The following is an 18,404-nucleotide window of genomic DNA, read 5'->3' on the forward strand; positions in this document are numbered from 1 at the left end:
CCTCGCCGCTCTTCCTCGATGCCCGCCGGCCGACCCGGACGCCGCCAGGGCCCCGCCACCGGCTGCGGCGGGGCCCTGGTCGACGATCCGACCCTGCTATGCGGTGACCGCTGCCGCGGTCTCCGTCATGCCTTCCAAAGCATCCGACCAAGGAACGGCATAGAGCCCATCGGTGCCAGGAGCGGTCACGTAGAACTGGTGGGCGGTGTGGCCGAGTCCGGCGCCGAAATCGCAGTACGGCGCCGCAGCGGGATCCTTGATTATGGTGTCGATGCCCGCGCTCGGAGCTGCCGCTCCGGTGATGTGGACGATCCCGAGGTCGAAGTCGCCACTGGTAGGCCCGTCTTCGTCTTGGGCGCCGATGATGAGTTTCAGCGTCGCGTTCGTCGCCTGCCGGGTCGGGTCCAGATCGGCGAACGCGAGGCTGGTGCCGAGGTGGTCGCTTCGCTCGAGCCCGTCGCCGAGTTCGGCACCCTGCCTATAGCTGGCGGCCAGTGTGAGTGCGCCTGAATCATCCAGGTTGAGCATGCTCACCGTGCCTGCGTCCGCGATCGTATTGCTGGAGAGGTCCTCCCATGGAGCGGCGGCGACGACCCTGGTGTGCACCTCGTTCGCTCCTGCACCCTGGGGCCAGTAGTCGATCGCCGCCACCGAATAACCGAGACGGTCACCGGATTCGGAGCCGCCGGGCACCACTTCGTCTCCTTGGTCCAGCCAGGCGATGTAGTCAGGCCGGCCCTCGCTGGAGGTGGTGTGGTCGAGCAGCAAGATGCCTCCCTCGTCGCTGGTGCCGACCCCGTCCTCGAACGGAATCCCGACGACGAGTAGAGTTGACGTTGCCGAGAGCGACCAGCCGAATTGGTCGCCCGCTTCGACGGACTTCGTGGATCCGAACGTGTTCTGATCGACCCAAGCCTTGCCGTCGCCTTGGATGTAGACAATCGCGCCGCCGTTCTCCACCTCCGACACGCGTGTGTCGCCGTCTCGGTAGGCGCCGGTGGCGTCGGTTTGGACGTCTTCTCCCGGAATGCCGATGGCGAGCACTGGAGTGCCGTCCGGCAAGTTCGTGGCTGTCACCGCGTGGCCGAACTGGTCGCCTGCCTCGTTGGCCCCGGGAACCCCGTGCGAACCCTGACTCATCAAGTAATCGGCCGCGGTGTCGATACCCTGCGGAGCGCCTGGCAGCACCTGCACGTATCCGGTCGATTCGTTCTCGCCCGGAACGCCTGCCACGATCTCTGAGCACCCGTCGGCGTCGGCGTCGTGCATACCGACGGAGAACCCGAATTGGTCCGACGCCTCCGAGTCGCCTTCGACGCTCGCAGTGTTCTGGTGAACGATGCTGGCCGCACCGGTCGCTCCGTCAACGAACCAGATCGCTCCGGCGTCGGTGATGCCGCTGGCATCGTAGGTCGGATAGGGCAGCACCGCGTCGCGGTATCCGTCGCCGTTGACGTCGCCCTCGACGCCGAAACACGTGGTCGCGTCCGCCCACGTCGGTTGCGGCGCGGCGAACATCGTACCGGTTGAGATCCTCGTCCACATCGCGCCGACATCACCGTCGACGCCGGCTCTCAGGGTGAACAGGTCGTCGGTCCCGTCCGCGTTGACGTCGCCTCCGACGAGGCGCGTGTGCACCCACGGAGTCAGATCCGAGGAGCACCCGGTGCAACGGCTGGAGTAGTCCCAGGCGGTGTTGGTGAATCCGCCTCGGTCCGGCAGCGCGGCGGCGACCTGGATTCGGACACGTGAGGTGAACCGGTAGGCGTTCACGAAGTCCGGCAGGCCGTCCCCGGTGACATCGGCGATGGTGACGTGGTCGCGATCGGCATCCCAGTTACCGGCTCCGGCGAGCGCGAGTACGGGTGTTCCCAGGCCCGTCGCCGATCCGTGGCGGATGTAGACCGCGGCGTTCCCGTTCGCGTCGGTGCGGATCTCAGCAACGTCGCCCCACCAATCGCCGTCGAAGTCGGCGACGGCGAGTTCGATGCCGTGCGTGTCTCCGGTGTCCGTGGCGAGCTGGACCGGGGTCTCCAGGCCGGTCTCGCCGAACTCCGACGCCCAGACGCTGTAGGTGTCCAGACCGTCCCGGCGGAGCATCACGAGGTCGGCGTGCTGATCGCCGGTGACATCCTCTACCTGTAGCTCGGCTTCGCTCAACGTCCAGCCCGCGGTTTCGGACAGTTCGAGTGGAACGATGTCGGTCGGGCTGAAGAGGTAACCGTCCTTCTTGCAGAGTCGGTCGCTGCGCGCGCACGACGGCAATGCCCAGACCTCGAAATGTTCATCCCCGGCCACGGCGAGCACGAGGTCGTCGCGGCCGTCGCCGTTGACGTCGCCGACCCGCCACACCGCATCGTCCAGATGCCATCGGCGTTCTTCGAGCAGATTGAGATCGTCGGATTCGAAGACCGGATCCGTCGATCGGACGAATCCCCCGGTGCCGTCCCCTTCGAGAAAGTAGATGTCCGAGTTCCGTTCGTCGGACTCGACGATCGCGATCGCGTCAAGGTGGTCGTCGTGGTTGAAGTGGCCAGTGAGCAGCTCACTGTTGGTCGTACGGACGGTGATGTCGGCCAGAGCCTTGACCTGCTGGTCGTCGAAGGCGCCGGTGCTGACGTTCGCGTTGTCGATCGCCCCGGGCCAGTAGTCGGTGACGACGCCGCGATGCAGCACGGAGCCGACGCGGAGCGGGCCGCTCGCCGACCACAGGTCGAATCCGGTGGTCTGGGCCGCTGGATTGCCGTTGACGTAAACCGCGACCTCGCCCTCGGCGGCCTCGTATACGACGGCCAGGTGCGTCCACTCGCCGACGGCCACGTCCATCGGCACGTGGAGCTCCTTCCACCCGTAGGAGGTGGAATCCTGTGTGGTCGTTCGGAACGCCCATCTGTCGTGGTTCGAGACGTACCCCAGATAGAACGGGCTCACGTACGCCCCGTCCTGACTGAGCACGTTGACGGTCTCGTCGTCGCTGTCGAGCCGTACCCAGGCGCCGATGGTGAAGTCCCCGGAGGTGTCAAGGACTTGACCGTACGTTGTGGCGGTCGAAGTCGAGCCGTTGAATCCGGCAGCCATGCCGTCGATGCCCTCGACGAGCTCGACGTCGGTCCCGTTGAGCTCGTGACTCCCGCCGGAGAGATCGGGGAAGTTGTCGGTGTCGACGGACTCGAAGTCCCAGATGCCCTCGGCGTGTTGGCCGAGCCGCCCGATTTCACCGGTCGAGACGATGCGGTCCCAGACCTTCACGTCGTCGACATCGCCGGCGAAGCGGGTGCCTTCATTGCCCCCGTATAGGTCGCGACCGAGGACGAACGAGCCGTTGGCGTCGAAGACGCCGCTGATGGGGGCGGTGTTCTGCAGTTGGCCGTTGACGTAGATCCGCATTTGGCCGTTGCCGTAGTCGTAGACGCCGGTCACGTGGTACCAGACGCCCGCCTGTACCGACACCTCGGAGCCCGCGGAAGGACACGCCAGCCCCGACTCGGGTTGGTTGCTGTCGCGGTTGCAGGTGACGAACAGGAACTCGTGGCTCTCGCCGTCGTATTTCAGCATGAACGCCGAGTTGACGATGCCGTCCTGGGAAGCGATGGTGTAGTCGACGTCGGTCTCATGGACGCGCACCCATGCCGACACGGTGTAGGAGACATCGGTATCGATCGGTGGCGAGTCGGTGGTCGCCTCGCCGGCGCCGTCGAATGTCAGATAGTTCAAATGATCGTTGGCCGCGTCGGCGGCGGTGCCACCGGTCCACTGGCCGCCTGTGACGGTCAACGGTAGGTCGACGTCGTCCTCGTTGCCCTCATAAGGCCAGTCGGCGGCGGTGGTGCCGTCGGTCTCGTCGAGCTTCCAGTGCGCGATCGGATCGGAAGCGTCCCCGACGGTGAATGTGTATGACGTCTTGGTCGAGGTGTTGCCGTGCTCGTCGTAGGCCCACGCGCTCAACGTCAGCACGCCGCTGGTGGGCGGGTCGAAGGCGATGGTCGCACCGCTGCCGAGCGTGGAGACCGGGACCGTGTTGTCGCCCGGCGCGTCTTGGAGGCTCCAGTGGTAACCGGCGGTGTCGTCGCTGGCGGACTGGAGGGTGAAGCGGCCGGTCTTGCCGACCGAACCGTGCGTGTTGCCGTCCGCTGGATAGTCCGTCGAGGTGACCGTCGGTGGATCCGGCGGTATGGTGTCGACCAATACGGTGCATCCTCCGGCGCTTGCTCCGGTGGCGCGGCTGTCCTTGGCCGCCACGGTGGCTTTATACGTCTGACCGCCGAGATCGCCGGCATGCACGCTCCAAGTCGCGCGCTCGCGGTCCGTACCCGAGGTGTTCCAGGTCTTCGTGGAGCCCGAGTCCTGATCGGTCCACTTCAGGACTCCGTCCATGTTGTCGCCTTCGGCGTCGGCGAGCTTCGCGGTGACCGTCCACGAGACGGCCGCTCCGAGTTTGACGGTGGAGCCGCTGCGGCAGGATTGACCGTCGATGGTGAACGATCCGGGCTTGTTCGGGGCCGTGTTGTACTTGACGCGAAGGTAGACGCCGCCGTAGTCGTCCTTGGTCTTCTCCGGCCCGAAGCGGCGGAAGCCGGTGCAGTGCGTCCCGCAGGTCTCCGAGGAGGCCTTGAGTCCGAACTGGATCTTTCGGTCGCTGGTGCCGGCCACTTCGTCGACGTAACTGGTGACGTCCGTCCACAGTTGTCGCGGTGCGCCGCATCCGGAGGCGATGCCCTCATCGCGGGAGGCGATCTTCGAGCCCCAGTCGCCTTGGCGGTTCCAGGTCCAGTTCCTCAGGTTGCCGGCGTCCAGTTCGTGGATGTCGGCGGTGGTCGAGATGCCGTCGCACTGGTGCATCCACGAGTAGGTGAGGGTCAGGCGCAGGTCCGCCTCGATGATGTCCTTGCCGCGGAACTTCGATGTGTTGAACTCGAAGGCCAGCCGCCAGGTCTGCTCCATGCCGACTCGGTAGTCGTAGGCGCGTCCGACGCGGGCGGTGCCGTTGGAGTCCTTCTCGAAACTGCCGCCGTTGTAGTAACTGCGATTGCGGTAGCCGGACCAGTCCGAGACCATGCCCCAGGCGCTGCGTCCGATCTTGACGTGCTTGGGATCGATCCTCAGTGGATACACTGCGTCGGGGCTCGCGAGCATCCCCGCGTCAGGAGTGAGCGTGAGCACCCCATCCGTGTAGGCGGTCGCGACGTCAGCGGTCATCGCGAACGTCGAAGGCGACCAGTCGACGGAGACCGAGTCACCGACGGTCTCGTCCGGGGGAGTGGCGTCCCACATGACGGGGGTGGGACCGCCGTAGACGACATTGCCGGCGAAGTCGAAGATCTCCAGCGCGCCGGTGTCGCCGATGGCCGCGGTGAACCCGTCGAGCTCCAGCCCCATCTCGAGGCTCGCGACGTCGGCTGAGGCGGCCGCTTCAGGCGTCTTCACTTCGAAGACCTTGGCGAAGCCCTCATTCGTCGCCTTGATCTTCAAATCGACTCCGGGCAGGACTTCGGCATAGGTGGCGGTATCGCCTGTCACGGCAGGAGCCGGAAGGCTCTCGTGCCAGGTGTAGGCCACGCTCCGACCGTGGACGTCGGTGACGCGCGCGATCGTCGTATCGCCGCCACCGGAGAGTTCGAGGCCGGAATCGCTATTGGTGGGGACGAGCGTTCCGGTCGCCGAGGCGATGAGGGTGTTGTCGATCGGTGCCCATGTCCCTTCGGCGGACTCCGCCTGATAGGGCTCCAAGGCGATCTCCTCCACGAAGGTCCCCTCTGGGGTGGCGTAGACCTCCGAGTCCGAGCTGGCGAGCGACTCGATCTCGACTTCTTCGCCGGTGGTGGCCGCCTCGGAGAGCGCGTCCGAGATCTCGGTGTCCGTCGCGGTGTCCGACGAGCCAGTACCGGGCGGCACTCCCTCATCGGCGGTCGTCTGTGCTTGAGCGGGCGGGGTGGCGAGCAGCGTCGCGGCTACCACGCCAGCGGCGAGAACCGCCAGTCGTGCCGCGATCGGCTGGGGGGCATTCGATCGCAAAGGTTGCTCCCTTATTGGTTTGTACGGGGTGGTGTCGTTGCTCCGCGCAGAGCACTCGACTCCGGAGAGTATGCCAGATCTGCGGCAGTTGAGGAAGGTCGGACGTTGTTGCAGCATGTGGACGCATTACGGCCATTGAGGATCAATGTATTGATTGTTCGGTGAGGACTCTGCTACAGTCTCGAGCTGAAATAACTTCATGTAACCGAGCTGGAGCTCCTGTGGACGACGCCCCCCGTACACCCGTGCCCGAAGCCCGCCCCACGAAGTCCGATCCGACCCCCGCAGATGCGCGTGCCCTGAGCGACCTGCCCTGGCGTGCATCGCAAAAGACGCTGGTCCGCCGGGCCGCCGTCTTCGGAGCGATCGCGGCACTGCTGACCGGCTTCCTGATGTGGGTCGGATTCTGGGAAGCGCCGTACCGTCCAGAAGCGATAGACCAGGTCGAGTCCGTCCCGGGCGAGGACTTCGAAGCGCCCGAGATCGAACTCCCCACGGACGAGGCCGCCGACAAGGCGGCCACCGGCGATCAGGCCGTAGCTTTCCCCGAGCTCGGATCAGTCGAAGTGGAGCTTCCCGCGGGCGAGGCGGTCGAGGTACCCGAACTGGGAGTGTCGGTCGCACCGGTCGGCGAGAACGCCCCCGTGAGCCTCCGAATAGCACTGACCTCGGCGAGCGCGGTCGACGGTCTCCACTGGGAGATCGAACGCACCGACGGCTCCTCCGCTCCCGGCACTGTCGAGGTCGCGTTCGACTACAGCGCCTACCGGAACGCGGGCGGCGCCGACTGGGACGACCGGCTCAAAATCTATCGGTCCGCCGGCTCCGAGATCACCTCGACCAACAACGCGGTCGAAGGCACCCTGACCGCGACGGTCGAACTCACCGAGACCCGGACCGGCGGCGGATACGCCCCTGCCGCCGACGCCGCCGACGCTCACGCCCAAACGTCCACATCGAGCTCGGCCGCCGCAGCGGTGACCATGGCGGCCTCAGCGTCCGGCGACAACGGCACCTTCGCCGCAACCACCCTCGCTCCCTCGGCCACATGGTCCGCCGGGAACCCGACCGGCGACTTCTCCTGGTCCTACCCCATCGACGCGTCCTCCTCTGTCGGCGGTCTCGACCCCTCGATCGCCTTGGCCTACTCCTCATCCGCGGTGGACGGCCGCAACGAGTCCACCAACAACCAGCCCTCGATCATCGGGGAGGGCTTCTCCTTCGACCCCGGCTTCATCGAGCGCAAGTACACCGCCTGCCAGATGGACGACGAGGACGGTGCCAACAACCCGGACAACACCGGCGGCGATCAGTGCTGGCGCACCGACAACGCCTTCCTCTCGCTCAACGGCACCGGCGGCGAGCTCATCCGCGATGATGACACCGGCGGATGGAAGATCAAGAACGACGACGCCTCCAAAGTCGAGAAGCTCTCCGGTGCGGCGAACGGGGATGACAACGGCGAATACTGGAAGGTCACCACCGCCGGCGGCATCCAGTACTTCTTCGGCCTCAACCGCCTCCCCGGCTACGGCTCCGGTGACGCCGAGACCGAGTCGACCTCCACGGTCCCGGTCTTCGGCAACCACTCCGGTGAGCCCTGCCACGCCGCCGCCTTCGACGACTCCTGGTGCGACCAGGCCTGGCGCTGGCAGTTGGACTGGGTCGTCGACACCCACGGCAACGCCATCGCCTACTTCTACGAGGGCGAGACCAACCACTACCTCCTCAACCTCGACGACGAGAACCCCGTCGACTACGACCGTGCCTCGAACCTCAAACGCATCGACTACGGCCTGCGGTCCGGCGACGCCTACGCCGGGGCCGCCAACCGGGTCGTCTTCGGCCTCGCCGACCGGTGCCTGCCCGATGCGACCTGCGACTACGACCATCCGGAGAACTGGCCGGACACGCCGCTCGACCAGGCCTGCGACGGCACCGCGAGCGACTGCGCCGACATCTACACCCCCGCGTTCTTCACCGATCAGCGTCTCGCCTCGATCACCACGCAGGTGAACGTGGGCGGCACCTGGACCGGGGTCGACAAGTGGACACTGAGGCACTCCTGGCCCGATCCCGGCGACTCCACCCGCGCCGGTCTCTGGCTCGAGGGAATCCAGCGCACCGGCCTGGCCGGTGACGAGCCGATCGCGATGCCCGAGACGACGTTCTCCGGCATCCAGCTGTCCAACCGGGTCCAGAGGACCTTGGACACCAAAGCGCCGATGAACTGGTTCCGCATATCGGCGATCCGCAACGGCACCGGCGGCGTCACCACCGTCAACTACACCGACACCGAATGCGACGCGAAGAACGGCGTCATGCCCTCCGGCCCGGAGGACAACGACATGCGGTGCATGCCGATCATCACCACCACCGCCGAGGACAACGGCGGGACTCCCGAGTACGACTGGTACCACAAGTACCTCGTCACCGAAGTGGCCGACATCGACACCACGGGCGGCTCCCCGCCCATCACCACGAGCTACGAGTACATCGGCACCCCTGCCTGGCGCTTCGCGGACGACGACGGACTCACCGACCCCGACTACAAGACCTGGTCGATGTATCGCGGCTACTCCGGAGTCCGCACCCTCACCGGCGACGGCTCGGACGAGCTGCTCGTCTCCGAGAGCACGTTCTTCCGTGGCTTGCACGGGCAGGAGCTGCCGGACGGGACCACCACCTCGATCAAGGTCGACGGCATCACCGACTATGACGAGTACGCCGGTCGCCCCCGCGCGCAGCGCACCTACCTCGACGGCGCGGTGATCTCCGAGACCACCTACACGCCATGGCGCTCGTCGCCGACCTCGACTCGGGTCCGCGACTGGGGCACCGTGCACGCTCGCCACACCGGTACCAGCCACATCGAGTCGCGCACGAAGCTCGCCGACGGCACATGGCGCACGGTCGCCACGGAGACCGCCTACGACAGCCGCGGCATGGCCGTCGAGACCGAGTCCTCAGGCGACACCGCAGTCTCGGGCGACGAGAAATGCGTCAAGATCAGCTATGCGCGCAACACCAGCGCGTGGATCCTGAACCTCCCGTCCCGCACCGAGACACTGTCCACCTCATGCGATGCCGCACCCTCGTATCCGGACGACCTGATCTCCGACGAGCGGGTCTACTACGACGGCGCCACGACCTTCGGCACCGCACCGACCAAGGGCGACATCACCAAGACCGAGGTGGCGAAGGACTACTCCGGCGGTGCACCGGTCTACCTGGTGACCGGCACCATCACCGTCGACCGCTACGGGCGCGGCCTGACCTCCACCGACGTCGACGGCAACGTCACCACCACCGAGTACACGCCGGCCACGGGCGGCCCGCTCACACAGGTGACGACCACCAACCCTCTCGGCCACACCAGCACGCAGACACTCGACCCGTTGCGGGGCAATGCCCTCGAGTCCACCGACGCCAACGGCAATACGACCGAGATGGAGTACGACGCGCTGGGCCGCCTTGTCGCGGGCTGGACGCCGGATCGGACCAAGGCCGACGGATACGACCCCGCGGCGACCTTCGAGTACATCCTGTCCGATACCGCGCCGAACGCGACGATCACGCACGGCATCAACGCGAACAACACCTACACGACCACCATCGAGCTGTTCGACGGCCTGCTCCGATCCCGCCAGACCCAGATTCCCGCGCCGGACGGCGGCCGGATCCTCTCCGACACCTTCTACGACACCCGCGGTCTGGTCCACAAGCGGCACTCCGCGTACTACAACGAACTCGACCCGTCCACCACGCTGTTCGAGGTCTCCGACAACTCGGTGCCCGGCACCACCGCCCTCGAATACGACACGGCCGGGCGCGTGACGGCGGAGGTGTTCTACTCCTACGGGATCGAGCAGTACCGCACCACCACCGTCTACGACGGTGAGGAAGTCACCGTCATCGACCCGGACGGGCGCGGGGCCACCTCCGTCGTGGACGCGGCGGGCAACACGGTGGAACTGCGCAACCTCCACACCGCCGACCCGGACGGCGCGTACGACGCGATCACCTACGAGTACGACCACGCCGACCGCCTGGTGTCGATGACCGACCCGGGCGGCGACACGTGGTCCTACGAGTACGACCTCCTCGGCCGCCAGACCGCCTCGGTCGACCCTGACACGGGCCGCACCGATACGACCTACTACGACAACGGCCTGGTCGAGTCGGTCACCGACTCTCGTGGCAAGAGCCTGTGGTACGAGTACGACGAACTCGGCCGGGTCATCTACGTCATGGAGGACGACTTCTGGGGCGAGCTGATCGAGGCGTACGAGTACGACCTGTTCGGCAAGGGGCTACCGGCCACGACCTCGAAGTGGGACGAGGACGGCAATCTCTACAAGACCCGAATCCTGTCGTACGACGACGCGGGCCGCCCCAAGGGCATCCGGTACTCGATGCCGGACTCGCTGGGCAACGGGCTGGCGCGGTCCTTCGAGTACTGGTACTCGTACAACCCGGACGGCTCCCTCGAAGAGACGATCTATCCCTCCGGAGGAGGTCTGGCCGAAGAAGGCGTCGTCACCACGTACTCCGATCTGGGGTTGCCGCAGACGACCTACTCGGCTCGGCAGTGGTACGTCTCGGAGTCGCTGTACACGAAGTTCGCCGAGGTTGCGCAGCTGACGTTCGACCCTGACGGCCCGAACGTCTCCGAAGCGCCGGTCGCGTGGCAGGCGTACACCTATGAGGACGGCACCCGGCGCGTGGCCGGTTCGAGCTTCCAGGTCTCGACCGGGCCGGACCACGTGGTCACCGACCTGGCCTACGAGTACACCGACGGTGGCCTGATCACCTCGATCGACAACCAGTCCGATCTCGGCGCCGACACCCAGTGCTTCTCGTACGACTACCTCAAGCGCATCACCGACGCCTGGACCGGCGCCACGCCTGCCGCCTGCGATGCCGAGCCGAGCAGCGCCGACCAGGTCGGCGGGGCGGCCCCGTACTGGCAGTCGTGGACGTTCGACGACTCCGGAAACCGCTCCAGCCAGGTCGACCACCTGGCGGGCGAGACGATCGACTACACGTACGATCCGGCGAAGCCGCACACGGTGACGGCCGCGACGATCACGAACGCCGAGGGCACCAAGACCCTCAACTACGCCTACGACGCGACCGGCAACACGGTGACGCGGCCCGACGAGAACGGCATCGCACAGACCCTGACCTGGTCGGTCGACGGCAAACTGGAGACCTTGGAGACCGGCGGCGACGTCACCGACTACGACTACACCGCCGGCGGCGGCCGCATCTCGCGCACCGACCCGGACGGGACGGTCACGGTCTTCCTGCCCGGCATGGAGCTGGTCAAAGCCCCGGACGGGACGGTAAGCGCGACCCGCTACTACTCGCACGGCGGCCAGCAGATCGCCATTCGCACCAATGACAACAAGGTGCACTGGCTCGCCTCAGACCACCAGGGCACGACGACGGCGACGGTCGACGCGGAGACGCACGAGACCAATGTGCGCCACTACGACCTGTACGGCAACGAGCGCGGCACTCCGGTCGCGACGTGGGTGGACGATCACGGCTTCCTGGGTGGCACCGAAGATCCCTCGGGCCTGACCCATTTGGGCGCCAGAGAATACGATCCGATGCTCGGCAGGTTCATATCCGCCGATCCGATCCTCGATCCGACCGACTCCCAGCAGCTGACCGGGTACTCCTATGCGAACCATTCGCCGGTGTCGTTCGCAGACCCGTCCGGTCTGAAGCCGGGGTTCATCAACGGCTGGTCCTGCATCGACGGCGACTGCTCGTATCACAACAGCAACGGCTCGCTGCGGACTGACTGCGCCGAATACGACGGTGCGGCCAAGTGCGGACAGGGCCGGGGCAGCGCCGTGCCGTCCGACGAGACCAAGCAGCAAGACCTGGCAGAGGACTATGTCGACGGGGATCTCACCCAGGAGGCCGAAGAAGCTCAGGACATTCTCAACACTTCCATCATCGATGTGGTCATCGATGTCGGGGCGGAGATCCTGCTCGATCTCATAGGCGTCAACGACATCATGAGTTGTGTGGGCTCGGGCGACATGTGGTCCTGTGCATCGCTGCTCATGGACCTCATCCCCTGGACCAAGGTCGCGAAGATGGCCGGCAAGCTGTTCAGCGCGGCCAAGAAGATCTACAAGGCCGTGACCGGCTTCCAGGAGAAGCTCGCCTGGGCACGCAGCACGATGCGGCGCTACAACGACGCGGTCGACGCGGCGGCGGATCGGGCCAAGCGGAAGTTCGACTCGATCAGTTCCGAAGCGCCGTCCTGCGGCATCGGCAATTCCTTCACCGCGGATACGAGAGTGGTGATGGCCGACGGTTCAACGAAGGCGATCGACGAGATCGAGCCCGGCGACGAGGTGCTCGCCACCGACGAGGAGACCGGCGAGACCGAGGCCCGAGCGGTGGTCACGACCATCGAAGGCACCGGTGAGCGCGTCCTGGTGGACATCGCCGTGGACACCGACGGTGACGGCGAGGCCGACGGGACGGTGACCGCGACCGATGAGCACCCGATCTGGGTGGCGGACCTGGCGACGGTGCCGATCGCGCAGGCATTCGGCCAGAACCTGAGTGAAGACGAAGCTGTCGTGGCCACAACCGTGAGCCAGGCTGAAGGCGCCGATGGATCGGGATCCGGAGGCGGCGGCCCGCCGGTCGTTGACGAGGCAACGCTCCCGGGAGTCTGGGTGGACGCGGTCGATCTGAAGGAGGGCCAACTCCTCCGAACCAGCGCAGGGACCTGGATTCAGGTCGATTCGGTAGAGGTCAGCGCCGACCACACGACGGTCCATAACCTCACGGTCGCCGGCCTGCACACGTTCAACGTTGCGGTGGATGCCACCGACTTCCTCACCCACAACTGTGGCGGCGATGACGAGATCGGCCGAGACCTCGTCGATGGAAAGGCGCAGTTTCACATCATCAGTGGTGATGCCACCGGAGGCGGCCACAAGTGGCCGGGCAACCCGGGCAAGACGGTGTTTCCAATGGAATGGGACACCGATAAAATCCTTAGCAGCGTTGCTGAGGTTGCAACAAACCCCGGTAGTTCTTGGACTCAGCAAACAGGGAAGAAGGGTTCGTTGTTCACCCGAGGTGGTGATCCGTCACGGTGGAAGATCGAGGGAACTTTCGAAGGTGTTGACATTCGTGTCATTTATGAACCTGCGGTCGATCGAATCGTCACCGCGTTTCCGTTTAGACGCTAGAAGCGATCGCTTTGTGAGGTACGCATTGAATTCACGGGAGACCGAGCGCTTGTTGCGAAATTTGCTTGCTGATTCGCCCATGCGGGAGCCGTGGGTCATCGATGATGCGAGCGACTTCATCGATGCGGGAGAATGGGGACTTGCGCTAGAACATCTTTGCTCGTGGTTGTATGAGGAGTCTGTAGCAATCGAACCATCATATCGCGACCGGCTTGTCGCCGCCGCGAGACAATTCGGCTTGGAAAGTTCGATTCGATACGTCGATCAACTCATTGTCGTGAGGGATCTTAACGAGCAGGAGTTACGGTACTCGTGCTGTAAAGTCGCTGTGTCACTGGAGCGCGAGGTCGGCCAGCGCGAAGGCGAAGAGGGCCATCGCCACGAAGCCGTTGGCGGTGAAGAAGGCCCGGTTGACCTTGCTCAGGTCGTTCGGCTTGACGATCATGTGTTCCCAGGCCAGCGCCACGCCCACCAGCGCCAGGCCGATCCAGTACGGCAGGCCGAAGTCCGTCAGGGCGCCGAACCAGGCGAACATCGCCCATGCGACCGCGTGGGTCGCCGTCGAGGCGCCGAGCGCGGCCTTCACGCCCCACTTCGCCGGCGTCGAGCGCACGCCGATCCTTCGGTCCACCTCCACGTCCTGGCAGGCGTAGATCAGATCGAAGCCGCCGATCCACAGCCCCACGGCCAGGCCGAGCACCATGGCCGGTCCCGATCCTTCGAAGCTGCCGGTCACGGCCAGCCAGGCGCCCACCGGCGCCACCATCTGTGCCAGGCCGAGCACGGCGTGCGGGTAGTCCGTGAAGCGCTTGGCGTACGGGTACACGATCAGCGGGATCACGGCGAGGGGCGCGAGCGCCAGGCACAGCGGGTTCAGCATGGCCGCCGAGGCCAGGAAGACCACCAGGCTCACCGCGCACCCGATGTAGGCGGTGCGCAGGGAGATCCTGCCCGTCACCAGCTCGCGCTGCGCGGTCCTGGGGTTCTGGGCGTCGATCTTGCGGTCGATGATCCGGTTGGCGGCCATCGCGAGGGTCCTGCCGGAGACCATCGCCACGGTCACCAGGACCAGGACCCTCCAGCTGAAGGCGTCCTCGATCTCCATCACGGTCAAGCTCGCGAGGTAGGCGAAGGGCAGGGCGAAGACCGAGTGCTCGAAGGCCACGAGCTTGAGGAAGTCGCGGACGGGGTTGGGCCGGGGGGCTACTTCAGTCAAGTCCGTACTCTTTCCATCTGCGGTCGACGGTGGCCGTGATCGCCGAGCTCATGCGCGTCGCCTCGGGCCATCCGCGCGTGTAGCCCTCCTCGGGCCATTTCGCGGTCGCGTCGATGCCGGCCTTGCCGCCCCAGAACTGGTGGTAGGAGGCGTGGTCGAGGTGGTCGACGGGCCCTTCGGTCAGCAGTAGGTCCCTGGAGTAGTCCACGTTGCCCAGCGCGCGCCACGCGACCTCGCGGTAGTCGTGGACGTCGCATTCGGCGTCGACGACGACGATGAGCTTGGTCAGGCTCATCAGCTGGAGCCCCCAGATGGCGCTCATGACCTTCTGTGCGTGCTTGGGGTACTTCTTGTCGATCGAGACGATGACGCAGTTGTGGAAGACGCCGGCCGCGGGCATGTCGTAGTCGACGATCTCGGGGATCATGAGCTTGATCAGCGGCAGGAAGATCCGTTCGGTGGCCTTGCCGAGCCCGTGGTCCTCCTGGGGCGGCGCCGAGGTGATGATCGTGTGGTAGATCGGCTTCTCCCGCATCGTCATCGCCTCGACGTGCATGACGGGGAACGGCTCGACGGGCGTGTAGAACCCGGTGTGGTCCCCGAAGGGGCCCTCGGGCAGGCGCTCGCCGGGCTCGGCCCAGCCTTCGAGGACGATCTGGGAGGTCGCCGGGACCTGGAGCGGCACGGTGAGGCAGTCGGTCATCTCGACGCGCTCGCCGCGCAGGAAGCCGGCGAAGAGATATTCGTCGATGTCCGGCGGCAGCGGGGCGGTGGCGGCGTAGGCCATGACCGGGTCGGGCCCGATCGCGATCGCGACGGGCAGCCGCTCGCCTCGCCGTTCGGCCTCGGCGTAGTGGCTCGTGGAGTTCTTGTGGATCTGCCAGTGCAGGCCCAGGGTGCGCTCGTCGTGCTGCTGGAGCCGGTAGAGGCCGACGTTGCGCTTGCCGGTCTCGGGGTGCTTGGTGTGGGTGAGCCCGAAGTTGTGGAACACGCCGCCGTCGCCGGGCCACACCTCGAGGCCGGGCATCAGGTTGAGGTCGACGTCCTCGCCCTTGAGGACGACTTCCTGGCAGGGGGCTTTGCGAACCTTCTTGGGCGGCACGGACTTCAGTTGCAGGAGCTTGCCGAGGCCGTCGCGGATGCCGGCCCAGCCGACGGGCAGTTCGGGCTTGGCGAGCTCGCCGATGCGCGTGCCGATCTCGTCGAGGTCGTCGACGCCGAGGGCCCTGGCCATGCGGGGGAGCGTGCCGAACAGGTTGATCGCCAGCGGCATGTCGCTGCCGGCGGGGTTCTCGAACAGCAGCGCCGGTCCGCCGTCGCGGATGACGCGCTGGGTGATCTCGGAGATCTCCAGGTTCGGGTCGACCTCGGCGGAGACGCGTGTGAGTTCCCCGTCGGCTTCGAGCCGGGCGAGGAACGATTGCAGGTCGTCATACGGAAATTTCGCGGCCACGACGCCCATTCAACCACCTCCGGCGGTCCGGGGGAATCGGGAAAGACGGAGAGTGGCGCCGGACCGTCGGTGAGGAGCGATAGGTTTCCGTGTGAGCTACATTACGATACGGTACCGTATCGTATCGAAAAAGCTTAGGCTGATCTTCAACACCACCGCCGACGGCGCTTCGGCGGCGACACCGAACCACGCACATGCAGAAATGGAAACCCCGTGAGTGAAACCCGTTCCGTCCCAGTAGACGAGGACACCGGCCACCCGAGGCGGTGGGCGATCCTCGGCGTGCTGGTCATCAGCCTCATCATCGTGGTGCTGGACAACACCGTCCTCAACGTCGCCATGAAGGTGCTCGCCGATCCGAACGAGGGCGTGGGCGCCAGCCAGAGCGACCTCGCCTGGATGATCAACTCCTACACGCTCGTCTTCGCCGGCCTCCTGTTCGCCTGCGGCGTCATCGGCGACCGCGTCGGCCGCAAGCGCATGCTCCTGCTCGGCCTCGCAGTCTTCGGCGTCGCCTCCCTGCTGTCGGCCTACTCGGCGACGCCGGACCAGCTCATCTGGTACCGCGCCCTCATGGGCGCCGGCGCGGCCATCATGATGCCCTCGACGCTCTCGCTGCTGCGCAACGTCTTCTCCGCCAAGGAATTCCCCAAGGCCCTCGGCATCTGGACCGGCGCGGTCGGCATCGGCGGCGCCATCGGCCCGATCGTCGGCGGCGCACTCCTCGAGCGGTTCTGGTGGGGCTCGGTCTTCCTCATCAACGTCCCCATCGTGATCTTCGGCATCATCGCGATCCTCGTCCTCGCCCCCGAATCCAAGGGCAACCAGACCCGACCAGACCTGGTCGGCATGGCACTGTCCATGATCGGCCTGGTCAGCCTCACTTACGGCATCATCGAGGCCGGCGACGCGGGCTCGTGGGCCGGCGTCGAGGTCTGGGGCACCATCGCGTTCGGCGTGCTCGTCCTGACCGCCTTCGTACTGTGGGAGCGGCACATCCCGTACGCCTCGCTCGACATGAACCTGTTCAAGAACCGCCGCTTCTCGGCCTCTTCGGCGATCATCACGCTGACCTTCTTCGGCATGATGGGCCTGATGTTCTTCATGACCTTCTACCTCCAGCTGCTCAAGGACTACACGCCGCTGGAGACCGGACTGGTCTTCCTGCCGTTCGGCGCCTCCATGCTCATCTTCGCGCCCCTGTCGAACGGCATGGTGCTCCGATTCGGCGCCAAGGCCGTCGGCATCGTCGCCATGCTGCTGGTCATGACGAACTTCGCGGTCACCGCACTCGTCTTCGATGCCGCCACCTCGGTCTGGGTCGTCGTCGGGCTGTTCTTCGTCACCGGCGCCGGCATGGCGAACCTCATGCCGCCCGCGATGAACACGCTCATGTCCTCGGTCCCCCGCGAGCAGGCCGGAGTCGGCTCCGCGCTGGCCAACACGCTCCGCCAGACCGGCGGCGCGCTCGGCGTGGCCGTGCTCGGCACCGTCATGGCCCAGTCCTACCGCACTGAGATCACCGAGGCGGCCCCGCAGGTGCCCGACGAGGCGAGGGAGTCCTACGCCTCCACCTACGGCGCGCTCGAGACCGGCGCCATCCCGCCGGAAGCGCAGACGGCGGTCACGCAGGCGGCGAACGACTCGTTCGTCACCGCGCTGCACGTCACCGCGTTCTCCGCCATCGGCGTCGCGCTGCTCGGCCTGATCGTCATCGCCGCGTTCTTCCCGGGCAAGGAGCACCCGGAGCCCGAGCAGGACGCCGAGCACCCCACCGCACCCGCCATGAGCGAGGCCTAGGGGAAGATGGTGCCGTGATGGAGACCCCCGAACCGCTCGCCCACGTACCGGAGCGCTGCGCCAAACCGGCCAAGGGCCGGCCCCGCAGCGCCGAGGCCAGCCACGCGATCATCCAGGCCGCCCTCGACCTCATCGCCGAAGAGGGCAACACCGGAGAGGTCACGATGGAGCGGGTCGCCGAGCGCTCGGGGGTCTCCAAGGCCACCATCTACCGCCGCTGGTCCTCCAAGGAAGAGCTCATCGCCGTCGCCGTCGACTCGCTGAAGTCGCCGATCGACATCGAGCTGCCGCACACGTCCGTCCGCGACGACCTGCTCACCATCGCCAACAGCATGCGCAAGCAGTTCGACGAGCGCGAACAGGCCGTGCTCAACTGCGTGGCGCTGGAGATGCGCTCCAACCCCGAGCTGCGCAAGTTCCACGAGGAGTTCCACCAGCGCCGAAGGGACCTCGTCAAGCGCGTCTTCGAGCTCGGCATCGAGCGCGGCGAACTGCGAAACGACATGGACGTCGAGCTGTCGGTCGTCATGCTCGTCTCGCCGATCCTCACCATCAGGACCTACTCGCCCCACCCCGAGCTCCAGACCGACGACCTCGGGGAGAAGGTCATCGACCACCTGCTCGGCGGGCTCTGGAAACGCGAATAGGGCCGGGGCCCCGCCGTCCCGCGGGGCCCCGGCTTCGGAAGGAA

6 protein-coding genes and 1 pseudogene are annotated in these 18,404 nt (G+C 66.2%); 4 read left to right on the forward strand and 3 right to left on the reverse strand.

The genetic code is table 11. The features are described from left to right. Nucleotides 1-96: 96 nt before the first annotated feature. On the reverse strand, nucleotides 97-6,012 hold the full coding sequence (locus tag ACYVK3_RS07860) for a LamG domain-containing protein (protein WP_460496725.1): 5,916 nt from the start codon (nucleotides 6,010-6,012) through the stop codon (nucleotides 97-99). A 221-nt stretch (nucleotides 6,013-6,233) separates the two neighbouring features. Between ACYVK3_RS07860 and ACYVK3_RS07865 the strand changes: the two genes are divergently transcribed. Both ACYVK3_RS07865 and ACYVK3_RS07870 read left to right on the forward strand, forming a co-directional pair. After that, a complete protein-coding gene (locus ACYVK3_RS07865) occupies nucleotides 6,234-13,244 on the forward strand; it encodes an RHS repeat-associated core domain-containing protein (RefSeq protein ID WP_460496726.1) in 7,011 nt (2,336 codons plus the stop codon). Beyond that, nucleotides 13,195-13,470, forward strand: a pseudogene (locus tag ACYVK3_RS07870) (MafI family immunity protein); the annotation flags it as partial. The gene ACYVK3_RS07865 and the pseudogene ACYVK3_RS07870, both read left to right, overlap by 50 nt. Nucleotides 13,471-13,575: 105 nt before the next feature. On the opposite strand, the gene mqnP reads toward ACYVK3_RS07870, so the two are convergent. Together mqnP and ACYVK3_RS07880 are read right to left on the reverse strand one after the other, a co-directional pair. After that, nucleotides 13,576-14,460 carry a menaquinone biosynthesis prenyltransferase MqnP gene (gene mqnP / locus ACYVK3_RS07875; protein ID WP_460496727.1) on the reverse strand — a complete coding sequence of 295 codons (885 nt, stop codon included), beginning with the start codon at nucleotides 14,458-14,460 and terminating at the stop codon, nucleotides 13,576-13,578. Then, the gene (locus ACYVK3_RS07880; protein WP_460496728.1) at nucleotides 14,453-15,922 is read right to left on the reverse strand and encodes a UbiD family decarboxylase; all 1,470 of its coding nucleotides are present in this window, start codon (nucleotides 15,920-15,922) and stop codon (nucleotides 14,453-14,455) included. Before ACYVK3_RS07880 ends, mqnP begins: the two co-directional genes overlap by 8 nt. Before the next feature lie 204 nt (nucleotides 15,923-16,126). Between ACYVK3_RS07880 and ACYVK3_RS07885 the strand changes: the two genes are divergently transcribed. Further along, the gene (locus ACYVK3_RS07885) at nucleotides 16,127-17,713 is read left to right on the forward strand and encodes an MFS transporter (protein ID WP_460496729.1); all 1,587 of its coding nucleotides are present in this window, start codon (nucleotides 16,127-16,129) and stop codon (nucleotides 17,711-17,713) included. Between the two features lie 17 nt (nucleotides 17,714-17,730). Next, entirely contained in the window at nucleotides 17,731-18,360 is a 630-nt protein-coding gene (locus ACYVK3_RS07890; RefSeq protein WP_460496730.1) for a TetR/AcrR family transcriptional regulator, read from the forward strand. Nucleotides 18,361-18,404: the final 44 nt, after the last annotated feature.

This window comes from Glycomyces tarimensis (assembly GCF_054776215.1).

Bases quoted from the DNA above. Each gene is read 5' to 3' on its own strand.
- ACYVK3_RS07880 (WP_460496728.1), bottom strand. From the start codon at position 15,922: ATGGGCGTCGTGGCCGCGAAATTTCCGTATGACGACCTGCAATCGTTC.
- ACYVK3_RS07890 (WP_460496730.1), top strand. From the start codon at position 17,731: ATGGAGACCCCCGAACCGCTCGCCCACGTACCGGAGCGCTGCGCCAAA.